This is a genomic window from Pseudomonas marginalis (genome assembly GCF_024169655.1).
GTDB lineage: Bacteria > Pseudomonadota > Gammaproteobacteria > Pseudomonadales > Pseudomonadaceae > Aquipseudomonas > Aquipseudomonas paraveronii.
The window spans coordinates 6,063,297-6,081,119 of the sequence record NZ_JALJWV010000001.1; the positions used below are offsets into that span (position 1 = coordinate 6,063,297).

The following is a 17,823-nucleotide window of genomic DNA, read 5'->3' on the forward strand; positions in this document are numbered from 1 at the left end:
CGGCAAGCTGCAAGCCCACTTGAGGCTTGCAGCTGCTCCCCTCCTACATCCACCCGTATTCCGCCATCGACAATGGATCACCATCCCCCACGATGATGTGATCCAGCACCCGTACATCCACCACTTCCAAGGCTTTTTGCAGAATCTTGGTCAATTTTCGATCAGCCGCACTCGGCTCCACGCTCCCCGAAGGATGGTTGTGGCACAGGATCAACGCCGCCGCGTTGTACGCCAGGGCGCGCTTGACCACTTGCCGGGGGTAAACCACGGTGGCATCGATGGTGCCCTGGAACAACGCCTCGAAACCCAGTACCCGATGCTTTGAATCGAGAAACAGGCAGCCGAAAATCTCGTGAGGCTCGTGGCGCAACAGCGCCTTGAGGTAGTCACGCACAGCGACCGGGCTTTCCAGCACCGAGTCACCGCGCAACTGTTCGGCCAGGTGGCGCCGGGACATCTCCAGCACCGCCTGCAGTTGGGCAAACTTTGCCGGCCCCAGCCCCAACTGCTGGTTGAACAGCACCTGACTGGCCTCCAGCAACGGGCGCAGTCCACCGAACTGCGCGAGAAGATGGCGTGCCAGGTCCACTGCGCTTCGCCCGGTTACCCCGGTGCGCAGGAAGATTGCCAACAGTTCGGCGTCGGACAAACTCGCCGCGCCCCCCTCCAACAGTTTCTCTCGTGGCCGCTCTGCTGCCGGCCAATCACGAATACTCATCCCACCTCCCTGTGCATGTGTGCCGCTGTTGCCCGGCGGACGCTGTGTTATCGTAGCCGCTCTTTTTTGCATGCGATTTCACCTGGGGAGGGGGCGTCGCAGGCGTCACTGAACTGGCTTCACTGAACTGGAAAGGCAAACCAATGCAGCGTCTGTATCGGAAACGCATCGTTCTCGGCGTCGGCGGCGGCATTGCCGCCTACAAGAGCGCAGAACTGGTTCGCAGGCTTCTCGACCAGGGCGCCGAAGTGCGCGTGGTCATGACCCGCGGCGGCAGTGAGTTCATCACCCCGCTGACCATGCAGGCCTTGTCCGGCCACCCGGTTCACCTGGATCTGCTGGACCCGGCCGCCGAAGCCGCCATGGGCCATATCGAACTGGCCAAATGGGCCGATCTGGTGCTGATCGCCCCGGCCACCGCCGACCTGATCGCCCGCCTGGCGCAAGGCATCGCCGATGACCTGCTGACCACCCTGGTCCTGGCCACCGACGCCACCGTCGCCATCGCCCCGGCCATGAACCAGGCCATGTGGCGCGACCCGGCCACCCAAGCCAACACGCAACTCCTGCAAAGCCGTGGTCTCAAGGTGTTCGGCCCGGCCTCCGGCAGCCAGGCCTGCGGCGACGTCGGCATGGGCCGCATGCTCGAAGCCACCGACCTGGCGCTGTGCGCCGCCGAGTGCTTCCAGCACCTGGCCCTGACCGGCAAGCACGTGTTGATCACCGCCGGCCCGACCCAGGAAAACATCGACCCGGTGCGCTACATCACCAACCATAGCTCAGGGAAAATGGGCTTTGCCCTGGCTGAAGCGGCGGTTGAGGCAGGCGCGCGCGTGACGCTCATCACCGGCCCGGTGCATTTGCCGACCCCCGATCGCGTCACGCGAATCGACGTCGTCAGCGCCCGGGACATGTTGGCGGCCTGTGAGGCGGCCATTCCCTGCGACCTGTTTATCGCTTCGGCAGCGGTTGCGGATTACCGCCCGGAAGTCGTCGCCCCGCAAAAGCTCAAGAAAGACCCTACCAGCGGCGACGGCCTGCTCCTGCAAATGGTGCGCAACCCGGACATCCTGGCCACCATCGCCAGCCGCCCGGACCGCCCGTTCAGCGTCGGTTTCGCCGCCGAGACCGAGCACTTGCTGGACTACGCCGCTCGCAAATTGAAAGACAAAAATCTCGACCTGATCGTTGCCAATGATGTCGCCAACCCGAGCATCGGCTTCAACAGCGAGGAAAACGCCTGCAGCGTGATCGACCGCGACCTGCACGCCACCCTTTTCGCCCAGACCAGCAAGGGCAAGATTGCCCGCCAACTGATCTCTTTTATCGCCCAACGGCTGAACCAGGTTTAATTTACATGCACGCTTTGCAAGCCAAGATCCTCGACCCCCGCATCGGCACCGACTTCCCACTGCCGGCCTATGCCACACCGGGCTCCGCCGGCCTGGACCTGCGCGCCATGCTCAAGGAAGACACCGTCCTTGAGCCGGGCCAGACCCTACTGATTCCCACCGGCCTGTCGATCTACGTCGGCGACCCGGGCCTGGCGGCGCTGATCCTGCCGCGCTCCGGCCTCGGCCATAAGCACGGCATCGTGCTGGGCAACCTGGTCGGCCTGATCGACTCGGACTACCAGGGCGAGTTGATGGTGTCGTGCTGGAACCGTGGCCAGACCGCCTTCAACATCGTCGTCGGCGAGCGCATTGCGCAGTTGGTGCTGGTGCCGGTGGTGCAGGCGCACTTCGAACTGGTACAAGAATTCGACGCAACCCAGCGCGGTGCCGGCGGCTTTGGGCATTCCGGCAGTCACTGACCACGCTGAACCGGGGCGGACGCCACTGTCCGGCCCGGTCCGGCCCGACGCCACCGCATGGCCTTTCAGGATGAAGAATGCGCGGACCTGACGAACGATATTTTCTCAGTAAAATCAAAGCACTACCCGAACATAAGCGCGGAGCGGATGCTCCGATGGCCTTTTTGCACCACGAACTCTGCACCGAAAACGCCGTCATACCCTTCAGTTTAAGCCTGCCGGTCAGCCGCATTAAGGCCAGCCTTGCCTCTCTCAGATGGAGTTTCCCCCGCGATGAGTACCGCCGCCCGAGTAGCACCGACCTTTCCCGACAGCATCTTCCGCGCCTATGACATCCGTGGTGTGGTGCCCAAGACCCTGACCGCCGAAACCGCTTACTGGATTGGCCGCGCCATCGGCGCCCAAAGCCTGGCCCAGGATGAGCCAAACGTTTCGGTTGGCCGTGACGGCCGCCTGTCCGGCCCCGAGTTGGTGGAACAATTGATCCAGGGCCTGGCCGACAGCGGTTGCCATGTCAGCGACGTCGGCCTGGTGCCGACCCCGGCGCTGTACTACGCCGCCAACGTGCTGGCCGGCAAATCCGGGGTGATGCTCACCGGCAGCCACAACCCTTCGGACTACAACGGCTTCAAGATCGTCATCGCCGGCGACACCCTGGCCAACGAACAGATCCAGGCCCTGCACACACGCCTGAAAACCAACAACCTGACCAGCGGCAAAGGCAGCATCACCAAGGTCGACATTCTTCAGCGCTACTCCGACGAAATCACCGGTGACGTCAAACTCGCACGTCGCCTGAAAGTGGTGGTGGACTGCGGCAACGGCGCGGCCGGCGTGATCGCCCCGCAACTGCTCGAAGCCCTGAACTGCGAAGTGGTGCCGTTGTTCTGCGACGTCGACGGCAACTTCCCCAACCACCACCCGGACCCGGGCAAGCCTGAAAACCTGGTGGACCTGATCGCCAAGGTCAAGGAAACCGGGGCCGACGTAGGCCTGGCCTTCGACGGCGACGGCGACCGCGTGGGCGTGGTGACCAACACCGGCGAAAACGTATTCGCCGACCGCCTGCTGATGCTGTTTGCCCGTGATGTGCTGGCGCGCAACCCGAATGCCGAAATCATCTTCGACGTGAAATGCACCCGTCGCCTGACGCCGCTGATCAAGGAGTACGGCGGTCGCCCGCTAATGTGGAAGACCGGTCATTCGTTGATCAAAAAGAAAATGAAAGAAACCGGCGCGCTGCTGGCCGGCGAAATGAGCGGCCACGTGTTCTTCAAAGAGCGTTGGTTCGGGTTTGACGACGGCATTTACAGCGCCGCTCGTCTGCTGGAGATCCTCAGCAAGGAAAAATCCACGGCGCAGGAGCTGTTTCAGACCTTCCCGAATGATATTTCTACGCCAGAGATCAATATCCATGTGACCGAAGAGAGCAAATTCAGCATCATTGACGCATTGCACGATGCGCAATGGGGCGAAGGCGCCAACCTGACCTCCATTGATGGTGTGCGAGTCGATTACGCCAAAGGCTGGGGCCTGGTTCGCGCGTCCAACACCACACCGGTGCTGGTGCTGCGTTTCGAGGCGGATACCGAGGCTGAGTTGCAGCGCATCAAGGACGTGTTCCACGCCCAGTTGAAACGTGTTGCCCCTGATCTCCAATTACCGTTCTGATTTTTTTGCACCGGAGCCCTGAATGACCCTCGAACGCGAAGCCGCTGCCAACACCGCCAAGGTCCTGTCCGAAGCGCTGCCCTACATTCGACGCTACGTCGGCAAGACGCTGGTGATCAAATACGGCGGCAATGCGATGGAAAGCGACGAGCTGAAAACCGGCTTTGCCCGCGATATCGTGCTGATGAAAGCCGTGGGGATCAACCCGGTGGTGGTCCACGGCGGCGGCCCGCAGATCGGCGATCTGCTCAAGCGCTTGTCGATCGAAAGTCACTTCATCGATGGCATGCGTGTCACTGACGCGCAGACCATGGACGTGGTGGAGATGGTCCTCGGCGGCCAGGTGAACAAAGACATCGTCAACCTGATCAACCGCCACGGCGGCAGCGCGATTGGCCTGACCGGCAAGGACGCGGAGCTGATCCGCGCGAAAAAACTGACCGTGACCCGTCAGACGCCGGAAATGACCCAGCCGGAAATCATCGACATCGGCCAGGTGGGCGAAGTGATCGGTATCAACACCGACTTGCTGAACCTGCTGGTCAAAGGCGATTTCATCCCGGTTATCGCACCGATCGGCGTGGGCGCCAACGGTGAGTCCTACAACATCAACGCCGACCTGGTGGCCGGCAAAGTGGCCGAAGCGCTGAAGGCTGAAAAGCTGATGCTGCTGACTAACATTGCGGGCTTGATGGACAAGCAAGGCAAGGTGCTGACCGGCCTGACCACCCAACAAGTGGACGAGTTGATCGCCGATGGCACCATCTACGGCGGCATGCTGCCGAAGATCCGTTGTGCGCTGGAAGCGGTACAGGGCGGCGTCGGCAGCTCACTGATCCTTGATGGCCGCGTACCGAATGCGATCCTGCTGGAAATCTTCACCGATACCGGTGTGGGCACGCTGATCAGTAATCGCAAGCGTCCTTAAACACAAAAAGCCCCACCCTCTGTAGGAGCGAGCTTGCTCGCGAAAAACGTAAAGGCGCCGCGTTCATCCAGAATAAACGCGTCATCGTTGGCGTTCTTCGCGAGCAAGCTCGCTCCTACAGGGGTGGGGCTTTTTGTTGTGCGGCGGTTACTGGACGCCGAATTGCTCGCGGTACGCCCGCACCGCCGGCAAATGCTGCTTGAGCTGCGGATCGTCTTCGAGGAACTGCAACACCTGGTTCAACGACACGATGCTCACCACCGGGATGCCGAAATCGCGCTCCACTTCCTGGATCGCCGACAATTCACCATTGCCGCGCTCCTGGCGGTTCAAGGCGATCAGCACGCCTGCCGCCTTGGCACCCTCCTGGGACGCGATGATCTGCATCACTTCACGGATGGCGGTGCCTGCAGTGATCACGTCGTCGATGATCAGCACGTTGCCGGTCAGCGGCGCGCCCACCAGGCTACCGCCTTCGCCATGGGCCTTGGCTTCCTTGCGGTTGAAGCACCACGGCAGATCGCGCCCATGGTGTTCAGCCAACGCCACGGCCGTCGCGGCGGCCAGGGGGATGCCCTTGTAGGCCGGACCGAACAGAACGTCGAAGGAAATACCGCTTTCAACGATGGCTGCCGCGTAGAAACGCCCCAGCTGAGCCAGGGCCGAACCCGAGTTGAACAAGCCTGCATTGAAGAAATACGGGCTGGTGCGCCCGGACTTGAGGGTGAACTCACCGAAGCGCAAAACACCGCGATCGATGGCAAAACGAATGAAATCGCGTTGATACGCCTGCATGAAAAAAACCTCAGATACCACGGCTTTAGCTAATTAGGTAGACGGCGTGTATCATACACGCACGCGATTTTTGGGGCCATTTATGCGGATCATCAGTGTGAACGTTAATGGTATTCAGGCTGCAGTCGAGCGTGGTTTGCTCAGTTGGCTGCAAGCCCAGAATGCCGACGTCATCTGCCTGCAGGACACCCGCGCCTCCGCCTTTGAACTGGACGATCCAGCCTTCCAACTGGATGGCTACTTCCTTTATGCCTGCGATGCCGAAGTGCCCACCCAAGGTGGCGTGGCTTTGTACTCGCGGTTGCAACCCAAGGCGGTCATCAGCGGCCTCGGCTTCGAGACAGCCGACCGCTACGGGCGCTACCTGCAAGCCGATTTCGACAAGGTCAGCATCGCGACCTTGCTGCTCCCTTCGGGGCAGAACGGCGATGAAGACTTGAACCAGAAGTTCAAGCTAATGGACGACTTCGCCCGTTATCTGGATAAACAGCGACGCAAACGTCGCGAGTACATTTATTGTGGCTCGCTGTACGTGGCGCAACAGAAGCTGGATATCAAGAACTGGCGCGACAGCCAGCAATCCCCGGGCTTCCTGGCGCCGGAACGGGCCTGGATGGACGAGATTGTCGGCAACATGGGCTATGTCGATGCCCTGCGCGAAGTCAGCCGTGAAGGCGACCAGTACAGCTGGTGGCCCGACAACGAACAGGCTGAGATGCTCAACCTGGGCTGGCGTTTCGACTACCAGCTGCTGACCCCGGGTCTGCGCCGCTTTGTGCGCAGCGCACGCCTGCCGCGCCAGCCGCGCTTCTCGCAGCACGCGCCGCTGATCGTGGACTACGACTGGACACTGACCATCTGAGGTCTTTGCCCAGGCACAAAAAAAACCGACATCGCTGTCGGTTTTTTTGTGCGCGCCTGGTTACTTGATCAGCCGCCAGGTCCACGGGTAGCGGTAGGCCGTGCCGTTGTTGGCCTTGATCCCGCCAATGATCGTCAGCACCAATGCCGCGACCACCAGGATCAACATCAACAGAAAGCCGATCACCACAAACCCGAGCACCATGCAGACCAGCCAGGCGATGGCCACGGTGATCTGGAAATTCAGGGCTTCCTTGCCCTGATCATCGATCAGCGGGTCCATGTCCTTCTTGATCTGCCACAGGATCAACGGCCCCAACAGGCTGCCGAAAGGGAACACCAACCCCAGAAACGCCGCGAAGTGACACAACATCGCCCACTGGCGCACTTCCTTGGACGGTGCCGGAACCGGCAATTGGCTGTCACTCATGGCGCTTCTCCTTGAAGCTGGCTCAGTCGGCCAGCGCGGCGTTCTGCAGCTCGAAAATCTCGGTCATGCCTTTCTGCGCCAGGGCCAGCATGGCATTCAGCTCTGCCGGCTGGAATGGCGCACCTTCGGCGGTACCCTGCACTTCGATGAAACCACCGGTGCTGGTCATCACCACGTTCAGGTCGGTCTCGGCGGCCGAGTCTTCCAGGTAGTCCAGGTCCAGCACAGGCTCGCCCTGGTACATGCCCACCGACACAGCGGCGATCATCTGCTTGAGCGGGTCGCCGCCCTTCAGGCCGCCACGTTTCTTGATCACTTTCAGCGCGTCGACGAGTGCAACCATGGCACCGGTGATGGAGGCAGTACGCGTGCCGCCGTCGGCCTGGATCACGTCGCAGTCGACATACAGGGTCACGTCGCCCAGCTTGGACATGTCCAGCGCAGCGCGCAACGAACGGCCGATCAGGCGCTGGATTTCCAGGGTACGGCCGCCTTGCTTGCCACGGCTGGCTTCACGCTGGTTACGCTCGCCGGTGGCACGCGGCAGCATGCCGTATTCGGCGGTCAACCAACCCTGGCCCTGGCCCTTGAGGAAACGCGGCACGCCGTTTTCGACGCTGACGGTGCAGATCACCTTGGTATCGCCAAACTCGACCAGTACAGATCCCTCGGCGTGTTTGGTGTAGTTGCGGGTGATGCGGATCGAGCGGAGCTGATCGGCAGCGCGACCACTTGGACGTTTCATAGGGGATACCTGTACGGAGGACGAAAAACTGCCGAGCATTATAGAGCCGCGAGCCGATTCGGGGCACGTCTAAAAAATCCGGTTACGAATCGTCGACTGGCGGTGCTTTGTCAGTGCCAGGGTTTGGGGCCAATCGTCCCACTGCGCTACACTCCTGCGCCTTCGCAGCCTGTCGGCTTCAATTTACCTATCAGCCCGCTATCGCGGGACTGCAACGCGAGGTACCTCCATGGTGCACAGCATGACCGCCTTCGCCCGCGTCGAAAAAGCCGGCGCCCAAGGCACCCTGAGCTGGGAACTGCGCTCGGTCAACAGCCGCTACCTGGAGCCGCACCTGCGCCTGCCGGAATCGTTCCGCGACCTCGAAGGCGCGGTACGTGAGGCACTGCGCCAGGGCATTTCCCGCGGCAAGCTGGAATGCACCCTGCGCTTTACCGAGGAAACCACCGGCAAACCGCTGCAGGTCGACCGCGAGCGCGCCGCGCAACTGGTCGCCGCCGCCGAAACCATCGCCGGCCTGATCAAACAGCCGGCCGCGCTGAACCCGCTGGAAGTACTGGCCTGGCCCGGCGTGCTGGTGGCTGACGCCAGCGACCCGCAAGCCCTCAATGCCGAAGCCCTTGCCCTGTTCACCCAGGGCTTGAAGGAACTCAAGGCCGGCCGCGAGCGCGAAGGCGCCGAACTGGCCCGGCTGATCAACGAGCGCTTGACCTCGATTGAAGCCGACGTGGTCACCCTGCGCGAGCTGGTGCCGCAGATGCTCGCGACCCAGCGCCAGAAGGTCCTCGACCGCTTCGCCGATATGAAGGCCGACCTCGATCCGGTGCGCCTGGAGCAGGAAATGGTCCTGCTGGCGCAGAAGAGCGACGTCGCCGAAGAGCTCGACCGCCTGAGTACCCACATCCTTGAAGTACGCCGCGTGCTCAAGTCCGGCGGCGCCGCTGGTCGGCGCCTGGACTTCCTGATGCAAGAACTCAACCGCGAAGCCAATACACTGGGCTCCAAGGCGTTCGATCCGCGCAGCACCACGGCGGCGGTCAACCTCAAAGTGTTGATCGAGCAGATGCGCGAACAAGTACAGAATATTGAGTAAGGCAACCTCCATGACCCACAGCACCGGCACCCTTTACATCATTTCCGCCCCTTCGGGCGCGGGCAAGAGCAGCCTGGTCAAGGCCTTGACCGAGGCTGAAGAACAGATCCGCATCTCGGTGTCCCACACCACCCGCGCCATGCGTCCGGGCGAGGTGAACGGCGTCCACTATCACTTCGTCGAGCGCACCGAATTCGTCAAGATGATCGAGCACGGCGCCTTCCTTGAGCGCGCCGAAGTGTTCGGCAACCTCTATGGCACGTCGCAAAGCCACCTGCAACAAACCCTGGATGAAGGCCACGACCTGATCCTGGAGATCGACTGGCAGGGCGCCGAACAAGTGCGCCAACTGATGCCCAAGGCGCGGTCGATCTTCATCCTGCCGCCGTCGCTCGAAGCCTTGCACGAACGCCTGACCAACCGAGGCCAGGACAGCCACGCGATCATCGAAGGCCGCATGCGTGAAGCCGTCAGCGAAATGAGCCACTACGTCGACTACGACTACCTGATCATCAATGACGATTTTGCCCACGCGCTGGACGATTTGAAGGCGATTTTCCGCGCCAATCAGCTCCAGCAGAAGCGCCAACAGCAGCGTTTTGGTAAATTATTGGCCGAACTGCTCGGTTGATTAGCTCTTCCCAAAATAGCTGCGAGGGCCTTACATTGGCACTTGCAGCGGTTTTGCGAGGGCCTGGGAGAAATCAGCGCTTCCCTAAACGCTGGTGATTTTTTAAACTGTTTAGTCCGCTCGCCCAACCGGGCAGCGCGCATCTTGCATTCGCTCCGAGGAATATCATGGCCCGCGTAACCGTTGAAGACTGCCTAGACCACGTGGCAAACCGCTTTGAGCTGGTCATGCTCTCTACCAAGCGTGCCCGTCAACTGGCCACTGGCGGCAAAGAGCCCCTGGTCCAGTGGGAAAACGACAAGCCTACCGTTGTCGCCCTGCGTGAAATCGCTGAAGGCCTGATGAGCTACGAGTTCATCGCCAACGCCGAAATCGTTGAAGACGAACCGCTGTTTGCCGCGTTCGAAGGCGAGTCCAACGAGGACGCCTAAGCCTATGCCTGGTCGACGTAGCACGGCACGGTGTCAATGCCCGCGGCAGGAGCTCATCCTTTGCCGAGCATAGACGCCCTCGCCGATCGCTTATCGACCTACCTCGGCCCAGACCAGGTCAACCTGGTCCGCCGAGCGTATTTCTACGCCGAACAAGCCCACGACGGCCAACGCCGCCGCAGCGGCGAGGCGTATGTCACCCATCCTCTTGCGGTGGCCAATATTCTGGCCGACATGCACATGGACCATCAGAGCCTGATGGCCGCGATGCTGCATGACGTGATCGAAGACACCGGCATCGCCAAAGAAGCGCTCTGCGCGCAATTTGGCGACACCGTGGCCGAACTGGTCGATGGGGTCAGCAAACTGACCCAGATGAACTTCGAGACCAAGGCCGAAGCCCAGGCGGAAAACTTCCAGAAGATGGCGATGGCCATGGCCCGGGATATCCGGGTGATTCTGGTCAAGCTCGCCGACCGGCTGCACAACATGCGCACGCTGGAAGTGCTGTCCGGCGAAAAACGCCGGCGCATCGCCAAGGAAACGCTGGAAATCTACGCGCCCATCGCCAACCGGCTGGGCATGCACGCCATTCGTATCGAATTCGAAGACCTCGGTTTCAAGGCCATGTACCCGATGCGTTCGGCGCGCATCTACCAGGCGGTCAAGCGCGCCCGGGGCAACCGCAAGGAAATCGTCAACAAGATCGAAGAGTCCCTGAGCCATTGCCTGGCGATCGACGAGATCGAGGGCGAGGTCAGCGGGCGGCAGAAGCACATCTACGGCATCTACAAGAAGATGCGCGGCAAGCGCCGGGCCTTCAACGAGATCATGGACGTGTATGCGTTCCGGATCATCGTCGACAAGGTCGACACCTGCTACCGCGTACTGGGCGCTGTACATAATTTGTACAAACCCCTGCCGGGACGCTTCAAGGACTACATTGCCATTCCCAAGGCCAACGGCTATCAGTCGCTGCATACCACGCTGTTCGGTATGCATGGGGTGCCGATCGAGATCCAGATCCGCACTCGGGAAATGGAAGAGATGGCCAACAACGGCATCGCCGCCCATTGGCTGTACAAGTCCAGCGGCGACGAGCAGTCCAAAGGCACCCACGCCCGCGCCCGCCAGTGGGTCAAAGGCGTGCTGGAAATGCAGCAACGTGCGGGCAACTCCCTGGAATTCATCGAAAGCGTGAAGATCGACCTGTTCCCGGACGAGGTCTACGTGTTCACGCCCAAGGGCCGGATCATGGAGCTGCCAAAAGGCTCCACGGCGGTCGACTTTGCCTACGCCGTACACACCGATGTCGGCAACAGTTGCATCGCCTGCCGCATCAACCGGCGCCTGGCCCCGCTGTCGGAACCGCTGCAAAGCGGCTCCACCGTGGAGATCGTCAGCGCACCGGGCGCCCGGCCGAACCCGGCATGGCTCAACTTCGTGGTCACCGGCAAGGCGCGTACTCATATTCGTCACGCCTTGAAACTGCAGCGCCGCTCCGAGTCCATCAGCCTGGGCGAACGCTTGTTGAACAAGGTGCTCAACGGTTTCGACAGCGCCCTGGAGAAGATCCCCGGCGAACGCGTGCAAGCGATGCTCAACGAGTACCGCCAGGAAACCATCGAAGACCTGCTCGAAGACATCGGCCTGGGCAACCGCATGGCCTATGTGGTCGCCCGTCGCCTGCTCGGCGAAGGCGAGCAATTGCCAAGCCCGGAAGGTCCGCTGGCGATTCGCGGCACCGAGGGCCTGGTGCTCAGCTACGCCAAGTGCTGCACGCCGATCCCGGGCGACCCGATTGTCGGTCACCTGTCGGCGGGCAAAGGCATGGTGGTCCACCTGGACAACTGCCGCAATATCAGCGAAATCCGCCACAACCCGGAAAAATGCATCCAGCTCTCGTGGGCCAAGGATGTCACCGGTGAATTCAACGTCGAGCTGCGGGTAGAGCTGGAGCACCAACGCGGCCTGATCGCCCTGCTGGCCAGCAGCGTCAACGCGGCCGACGGCAATATCGAAAAAATCAGCATGGACGAGCGCGATGGTCGCATCAGCGTGGTCCAACTGGTGGTCAGCGTACACGACCGCGTACACCTGGCCCGCGTGATCAAGAAACTGCGCGCCTTGACCGGTGTGATCCGCATCACCCGCATGCGTGCATAGCCCACCTCTTACAAGGAGTCATTCATGACCAAGACTGTTATCACCAGCGACAAAGCCCCAGCCGCCATCGGCACCTACTCCCAGGCGATCAAGGCGGGCAACACCGTCTACATGTCCGGCCAGATCCCGCTGGACCCAAAGACCATGGAACTGGTTGAAGGCTTCGAAGCACAAACCGTACAGGTCTTCGAAAACCTCAAGTCGGTCGCCGAAGCTGCCGGTGGTTCGTTCAAGGACATCGTCAAGCTGAACATCTTCCTCACCGACCTGAGCCACTTCGCCAAGGTCAACGAGATCATGGGCAAGTACTTCGAACAGCCTTACCCAGCCCGCGCCGCCATCGGCGTTGCTGCCCTGCCAAAGGGCGCACAGGTTGAGATGGACGCGATTCTGGTCATCGAGTAAAACACCCGGCGCAGCCTCCACAGGCTGCGCCGACTTCGTTTTAAAAGGATTTCATGATGCGCAAAGCGCTAGTAGCCTCTTCGTTGCTCGCCCTGTTGCTCGGCGGCTGCGCCAGCAACCCTGCCGACCTGGATGTGAGCGGCACCTGGATCAACCAGGTTGCCATCGACGCGGCAGCCAAGGGCGGCCCTTTGCGTGAAGCACTGCAGAGCTTTGGTCCGAACCTCGAATGGGACGTCAACACCAAGGCTTTGCAGGCCCGCTACTACAACGGTTTTGAAGTAGCGGAAGGCAAGTTGCTCAGTGAGAAGCCTGGCGCCTGGAGCGTCGACTTTTACGGCAGCGCCGCCACTGAACTCAAGCGCAAAAGCAGGCAACTGCTGCAAGTGGCCAACGACAATGAGCCCGAACAGCTGTTTGCCCGCGCCAAGGAACCCGCACCGGAAGGCGCGCCATTGGGCGCCAACTTCGAGCGCGCGCTGTACGCCGCTTATATGGGCGGCGACTGGAAAATAGCCAGCGGCAATGGTGAAGGCGCCATCGTGCAGTTCCAGGCCAACGGCCAAGTCGCCGGCCTGCCGGGCGCCGATCGATATTCGTTGTGCCTGGCGGGTGATTGCGCCTCCATGAGCGGCGGCTACGACAGCATGTGGCTGCAACAGCACGGCGTGGGTAATCCGTGGATCTTTGCACGCAAGGGCAAGCAACTGGAAATCTTCCAGGCGATCAACACCGCGCAGGCTGATGAAGTGCCCTCGTTTACACCAGGGCCACGCCAGTGGTTACTGGAAAAACAATAACCGCCATCACACAGATCTGAATGTGGGAGGAGCTTGCTCCCTCCCACCCTTTCTGAACGCGGCTCAGCCCTTCAGGATCGCCGCATAGCCTTCACGATAACTCGGATACGTCGGCACCCAGCCCAACGCCTTCGCCCGGGCGTTGCTGCATTGCTTGCTCCCGGCACGGCGCACACTGGCGTCCTCGGACCACTGCGTCACACCCAGGTAATCGCGCAACCAGGCCACCACCTCGGCCAGCGGCGCCGGCGCGTCATCAACACCGATATAGATCTGATCCAGCGAACCGCCCTGCTCCACATGCCGCAACAAAAACGCCAGCAGGCCCGCCGCATCATCGGCGTGAATCCGATTGCCATATAAGGGCGGATCGATCGCCACGCGATAACCCTGGCGCACCTGAGTCAGCAGCCACTCACGGCCCGGCCCATAGATCCCCGTCAACCGCACGATGCTCGCCGGAATGCCGCTGTTCAGCGCCACTTGCTCGGCCTCCAGCATCACCTGCCCGGAATAGCCTTTTGCCTGGGTCTCAGACGTCTCGTCGACCCATTCGCCCTGCTGCTGCCCATACACACTGCTGCTGGACACAAATAGCAGATGCTTGGGCTCCTGGCCGTAATCCGTCAACCACTCCAACACATGCTGCAACCCTTGCACATACGCGGCGCGATAACCGGCTTCGTCGTGATCCGTCGCCGCCGCGCAATACACCAGGTAATCCACCCCGCCAATCGGCCAGGTGTCAGGGCAATCCTTATTGAACAGGTCACCGGCAATGCCGATCACGCCGTCGGGCAGGCGCGAAATATCGCGCCGCAGGCCATGAACCTCCCATTCCGAGGCGAGTAATTGGCTGGCCAGCCGGCTCCCCACATCGCCACAACCGGCAATCACAACAGAAGGCGCAGACATCACAAAACTCCGAACTGAAAGGTCTAGATTAGCCGTCACAAGAGACCAGCGGCCAGAAAAAGGGCAAATAAAGTTACTGCATTGCTTCTGTTAACAAGAATTACTTGCAATAATAACGACCCATTTGTCCTCGACCTCATAGGGTCTGGAAGGACGATCACTCATTTTTTTCTCTTAGGTCCGGCCAGCATGACACGTCATACAAACCCCGCTTCGCCAACCAGGCTTCACAGTCCGTCTCGCGCCTGGCGCGCGATTGCTGCGTTGCTGTTCAGCGTACTGCTGGCACCGACCGCCGCATTCGCTGATGCCACCGCACCGGCTGCTCCAGTTGCTGCCGAACAAAATGCTGCCGCCCCCGCCGCAGCGCCGGCCCAGGCTGCAGCGCCGGCCACCGCCGACGAACCCGGCGTAGTGCTGGAAGAGAACAACACCCTCGGCATGGCCCACGACCTGTCGCCGTGGGGCATGTACCAAAACGCCGACGTGGTGGTGAAAGCCGTGATGATCGGCCTGGCCATCGCCTCGATCATCACTTGGACCATCTGGATCGCCAAAGGCTTCGAGCTGCTGGGCGCCAAGCGCCGCCTGCGCGGCGAAATCGTCCACCTGAAAAAGGCCACCACCCTCAGGGAAGCGAGCGAGAGCGCGACCAAGAAGGGCACCCTGGCCAATACGCTGGTACACGACGCGCTGGAAGAAATGCGCCTGTCGGCCAACACCCGCGAAAAAGAAGGTATCAAGGAGCGCGTGGCGTTCCGTCTGGAGCGCCTGGTGGCAGCCTGCGGTCGTAACATGAGCAGCGGCACCGGCGTGCTGGCGACCATCGGCTCCACTGCGCCGTTCGTCGGCCTGTTCGGCACCGTGTGGGGCATCATGAACAGCTTCATCGGCATCGCCAAAACCCAGACCACCAACCTCGCCGTCGTCGCTCCCGGCATCGCCGAAGCCCTGCTGGCGACCGCCCTGGGCCTGGTTGCCGCGATTCCTGCGGTGGTGATCTACAACGTCTTCGCCCGTTCGATTGCCGGCTACAAGGCCCAGGTATCGGACGCGTCGGCAGAAGTCTTGCTGCTGGTCAGCCGCGACCTCGATCACCTGCCTACCGAGCGCAGCTCGCAACCGCACATGGTGAAAGTGGGGTAATCGGCCATGGGCCTGCATTTGAATCAAGGCGACGACGAACTCGTCGAGAACCACGAAATCAACGTCACGCCGTTTATCGACGTGATGCTGGTGCTGCTGATCATCTTCATGGTGGCGGCACCGTTGGCCACCGTGGATATCAAGGTCGACCTGCCCGCGTCCAGCGCCAAGCCTGCGCCGCGGCCGGAGAAACCGATTTTCCTCAGCGTCAAGGCGGACCAGCGCCTGTTCCTGGGCGAAGAAGAAGTCAAAACCGAAACCCTGGGGCCGGTGCTCGACGCCAAGACCCACGGCAAGAAAGACACGACGATCTTCTTCCAGGCCGATAAGGGCGTGGACTACGGCGATCTGATGAGCGTGATGGATGCCCTGCGGGCAGCCGGCTACCTCAAGGTCGGCCTGGTCGGACTTGAGACGGCAGCCAAGAAATGATCACGACGCGCCACAAACTGACGCGTTATGGCACCAGCCTCGCCGTCGTGCTGGGCGTGCATGCCATCGCGATCGCCATCGCGCTCCACTGGTCAGCGCCGCGCACGGTCCAGCTGCCACCGGCGGCCATGGTCATTGACCTGGCGCCGATGCCCGCACCGCCGCCAGCGGCACCGCCCAAAGTCATTACACCGCCGCAGCCGCCGGCCCCGGTGGAAGAGCTGCCGCTGCCGAAACTGGCCGAGGCGCCCAAGCCGACGATCCAGGTGCCCAAGCCGGTCAAACCCAAGCCCAAACCTCAGCCGCCCAAGCCGGTGGAGAAGAAGCCCGAACCGCCCAAGGAGAAACCTTCCGAAGCGCCACCGAGCGACACGCCGCCGACCAACACGCCAGCGGAAAAATCGGCCCAGCCCGCACCGGGTCCGTCGCCGCAACAGGTCGCCGCCAAAGCCTCCTGGGAAGGCGCCCTGCTGGCGCACCTGCAGAAGTACAAAAAGTACCCGCAAAGCGCTCTGAACAGTGGCAAGGAAGGCATGAATCGCTTGCGCTTCGTGGTCGATGCACAGGGCAATGTGCTGTCCTACGAGCTGGTGGGCCGCTCCGGCAACGCCAACCTGGACCGCGCCACCCTGGATATGATCCGTAATGCCCAGCCATTGCCCAAGCCACCGGCCGACATGGTAAAAAGCGGCAGCATTGAGATCGTCGCGCCGTTCGTTTACAACATCGAGAAGCGTCGCCGCTAAAGGCACGCGCAGGGCTGTGTGAGAGGGGGCTTGCTCCCTCCCACATTGGGTTTTATCGCTTCAGCAAAATCTCGCACATTCCCCGCTCAATCCTTATCAAAGTTCTGATAACGTGCGTCTATCGATTGCAGTCGGTATGCTTGGCTCGCAACCTCATGGACGCCCGCTATGACTCTTACAGAATTACGCTACATCGTGACCCTCGCCCAAGAACAACACTTCGGCCACGCGGCCGAGCGTTGCCACGTCAGCCAGCCGACGCTGTCGGTGGGTGTGAAAAAACTTGAAGACGAACTCGGTGTGCTGATTTTCGAGCGCAGCAAAAGCGCCGTGCGCCTGACGCCGGTCGGTGAAGGCATCGTTGCCCAGGCCCAAAAGGTTCTGGAGCAAGCCCAAAGCATTCGTGAACTGGCCCAGGCCGGCAAAAACCAGCTGACCGCGCCGCTGAAAGTCGGGGCCATCTACACCGTCGGCCCGTACCTGTTCCCGCACCTGATTCCGCAACTGCACCGCGTCGCGCCGCAGATGCCGCTGTATATCGAAGAGAACTTCACCCACGTGCTGCGCGACAAACTGCGCAACGGCGAGCTGGACGCGATCATCATTGCGCTGCCGTTCAACGAGGCCGACGTGCTGACCCTGCCGCTCTACGACGAGCCGTTCTACGTACTGATGCCGGCCTCGCACCCGTGGACACAGAAAGACACCATCGACGCCGGCCTGCTCAATGACAAGAGCCTGCTGCTGCTCGGTGAAGGCCACTGCTTCCGCGACCAGGTGCTGGAAGCCTGCCCGACCCTGACCAAGGGCCACGACGGCGCCAAACACACCACCGTCGAATCCAGCTCCCTGGAAACCATTCGCCACATGGTCGCCTCCGGCCTGGGCATCTCGATCCTGCCGCTGTCGGCGGTGGACAGCCATCACTACGCCCCAGGCGTGATCGCAGTACGCCCACTCACGCCGCCGGTGCCGTTCCGTACCGTGGCGATCGCCTGGCGCGCCAGCTTCCCACGACCCAAAGCCATTGAGATCCTGGCCGACTCGATCCGCCTGTGTTCGGTGGCCAAGCCGCCTGCTGCGAGCTAAGCCGCAGT

19 protein-coding genes and 1 pseudogene are annotated in these 17,823 nt (G+C 61.5%); 15 read left to right on the forward strand and 5 right to left on the reverse strand.

The genetic code is table 11. From position 1 onward, the window contains the following. Positions 1-43: 43 nt before the first annotated feature. A complete protein-coding gene (gene radC, locus J2Y83_RS28120; protein ID WP_253400122.1) occupies positions 44-718 on the reverse strand; it encodes a RadC family protein in 675 nt (224 codons plus the stop codon). Between the two features lie 143 nt (positions 719-861). Between radC and coaBC the strand changes: the two genes are divergently transcribed. The 4 genes and pseudogenes from coaBC to argB all read left to right on the forward strand — a co-directional run bounded on the left by coaBC (position 862) and on the right by argB (position 5,130). Beyond that, positions 862-2,070, forward strand: coding sequence for a bifunctional phosphopantothenoylcysteine decarboxylase/phosphopantothenate--cysteine ligase CoaBC (coaBC, locus tag J2Y83_RS28125; protein WP_017846052.1), 1,209 nt, complete (start codon positions 862-864; stop codon positions 2,068-2,070). Positions 2,071-2,075: 5 nt separating this feature from the next. Further along, the gene (gene dut / locus J2Y83_RS28130; protein ID WP_017846053.1) at positions 2,076-2,531 is read left to right on the forward strand and encodes a dUTP diphosphatase; all 456 of its coding nucleotides are present in this window, start codon (positions 2,076-2,078) and stop codon (positions 2,529-2,531) included. A gap of 264 nt (positions 2,532-2,795) precedes the next feature. After that, positions 2,796-4,202, forward strand: a pseudogene (locus tag J2Y83_RS28135) (phosphomannomutase/phosphoglucomutase); the annotation flags it as partial. A 22-nt stretch (positions 4,203-4,224) separates the two neighbouring features. Further along, positions 4,225-5,130 carry an acetylglutamate kinase gene (gene argB, locus J2Y83_RS28140; protein WP_017846055.1) on the forward strand — a complete coding sequence of 302 codons (906 nt, stop codon included), beginning with the start codon at positions 4,225-4,227 and terminating at the stop codon, positions 5,128-5,130. 147 nt (positions 5,131-5,277) lie between these two features. Here argB and pyrE read toward each other — a convergent pair whose 3' ends face one another. Further along, complete coding sequence (gene pyrE, locus J2Y83_RS28145; protein WP_017846056.1) at positions 5,278-5,925, reverse strand: orotate phosphoribosyltransferase; 648 nt, start codon at positions 5,923-5,925, stop codon at positions 5,278-5,280. 82 nt (positions 5,926-6,007) lie between these two features. On the opposite strand from pyrE, the gene J2Y83_RS28150 reads away from it, so the two are divergent. Beyond that, on the forward strand, positions 6,008-6,787 hold the full coding sequence (locus tag J2Y83_RS28150; RefSeq protein ID WP_003195493.1) for an exodeoxyribonuclease III: 780 nt from the start codon (positions 6,008-6,010) through the stop codon (positions 6,785-6,787). 60 nt (positions 6,788-6,847) lie between these two features. Here the strand turns inward: J2Y83_RS28150 and J2Y83_RS28155 are convergent, their stop codons facing one another. Both J2Y83_RS28155 and rph read right to left on the reverse strand, forming a co-directional pair. Then, positions 6,848-7,216: a DUF4870 domain-containing protein gene (locus J2Y83_RS28155; RefSeq protein WP_017846057.1), complete on the reverse strand. Its 369-nt coding sequence runs from the start codon at positions 7,214-7,216 to the stop codon at positions 6,848-6,850. Between the two features lie 22 nt (positions 7,217-7,238). Continuing rightward, positions 7,239-7,961, reverse strand: coding sequence for a ribonuclease PH (rph, locus tag J2Y83_RS28160; protein WP_016975928.1), 723 nt, complete (start codon positions 7,959-7,961; stop codon positions 7,239-7,241). A 229-nt stretch (positions 7,962-8,190) separates the two neighbouring features. Between rph and J2Y83_RS28165 the strand changes: the two genes are divergently transcribed. The 6 genes from J2Y83_RS28165 (at position 8,191) to J2Y83_RS28190 (ending at position 13,487) form a co-directional block, all read left to right on the forward strand. Beyond that, positions 8,191-9,054, forward strand: coding sequence for a YicC/YloC family endoribonuclease (locus tag J2Y83_RS28165; RefSeq protein WP_247398358.1), 864 nt, complete (start codon positions 8,191-8,193; stop codon positions 9,052-9,054). A 10-nt stretch (positions 9,055-9,064) separates the two neighbouring features. Then, the gene (gmk, locus tag J2Y83_RS28170; RefSeq protein ID WP_253400123.1) at positions 9,065-9,685 is read left to right on the forward strand and encodes a guanylate kinase; all 621 of its coding nucleotides are present in this window, start codon (positions 9,065-9,067) and stop codon (positions 9,683-9,685) included. 167 nt (positions 9,686-9,852) lie between these two features. After that, complete coding sequence (gene rpoZ, locus J2Y83_RS28175; RefSeq protein ID WP_247398362.1) at positions 9,853-10,116, forward strand: DNA-directed RNA polymerase subunit omega; 264 nt, start codon at positions 9,853-9,855, stop codon at positions 10,114-10,116. 60 nt (positions 10,117-10,176) lie between these two features. Next, positions 10,177-12,282: a bifunctional GTP diphosphokinase/guanosine-3',5'-bis pyrophosphate 3'-pyrophosphohydrolase gene (spoT, locus tag J2Y83_RS28180; protein WP_253400124.1), complete on the forward strand. Its 2,106-nt coding sequence runs from the start codon at positions 10,177-10,179 to the stop codon at positions 12,280-12,282. A 24-nt stretch (positions 12,283-12,306) separates the two neighbouring features. Beyond that, entirely contained in the window at positions 12,307-12,687 is a 381-nt protein-coding gene (locus J2Y83_RS28185; RefSeq protein WP_003176922.1) for a RidA family protein, read from the forward strand. A gap of 56 nt (positions 12,688-12,743) precedes the next feature. Next, on the forward strand, positions 12,744-13,487 hold the full coding sequence (locus J2Y83_RS28190) for a hypothetical protein (protein ID WP_247398368.1): 744 nt from the start codon (positions 12,744-12,746) through the stop codon (positions 13,485-13,487). Positions 13,488-13,550: 63 nt separating this feature from the next. On the opposite strand, the gene J2Y83_RS28195 is transcribed toward J2Y83_RS28190, so the two are convergent. Beyond that, the gene (locus J2Y83_RS28195) at positions 13,551-14,402 is read right to left on the reverse strand and encodes an SDR family oxidoreductase (RefSeq protein WP_247398370.1); all 852 of its coding nucleotides are present in this window, start codon (positions 14,400-14,402) and stop codon (positions 13,551-13,553) included. Between the two features lie 189 nt (positions 14,403-14,591). Here J2Y83_RS28195 and exbB point away from each other — a divergent pair, with 189 nt between their 5' ends. The 4 genes from exbB to J2Y83_RS28215 all read left to right on the forward strand — a co-directional run bounded on the left by exbB (position 14,592) and on the right by J2Y83_RS28215 (position 17,815). Continuing rightward, a complete protein-coding gene (exbB, locus tag J2Y83_RS28200) occupies positions 14,592-15,548 on the forward strand; it encodes a tonB-system energizer ExbB (RefSeq protein ID WP_253400125.1) in 957 nt (318 codons plus the stop codon). A 6-nt stretch (positions 15,549-15,554) separates the two neighbouring features. Further along, positions 15,555-15,980: a TonB system transport protein ExbD gene (gene exbD, locus J2Y83_RS28205; RefSeq protein ID WP_247408689.1), complete on the forward strand. Its 426-nt coding sequence runs from the start codon at positions 15,555-15,557 to the stop codon at positions 15,978-15,980. After that, positions 15,977-16,726 (forward strand): TonB family protein, encoded by a 750-nt coding sequence (locus J2Y83_RS28210; protein WP_253400126.1) that lies wholly within the window; start codon positions 15,977-15,979, stop codon positions 16,724-16,726. Before exbD ends, J2Y83_RS28210 begins: the two co-directional genes overlap by 4 nt. 168 nt (positions 16,727-16,894) lie before the next feature. Beyond that, the gene (locus J2Y83_RS28215) at positions 16,895-17,815 is read left to right on the forward strand and encodes a hydrogen peroxide-inducible genes activator (protein ID WP_247406180.1); all 921 of its coding nucleotides are present in this window, start codon (positions 16,895-16,897) and stop codon (positions 17,813-17,815) included. Positions 17,816-17,823: the final 8 nt, after the last annotated feature.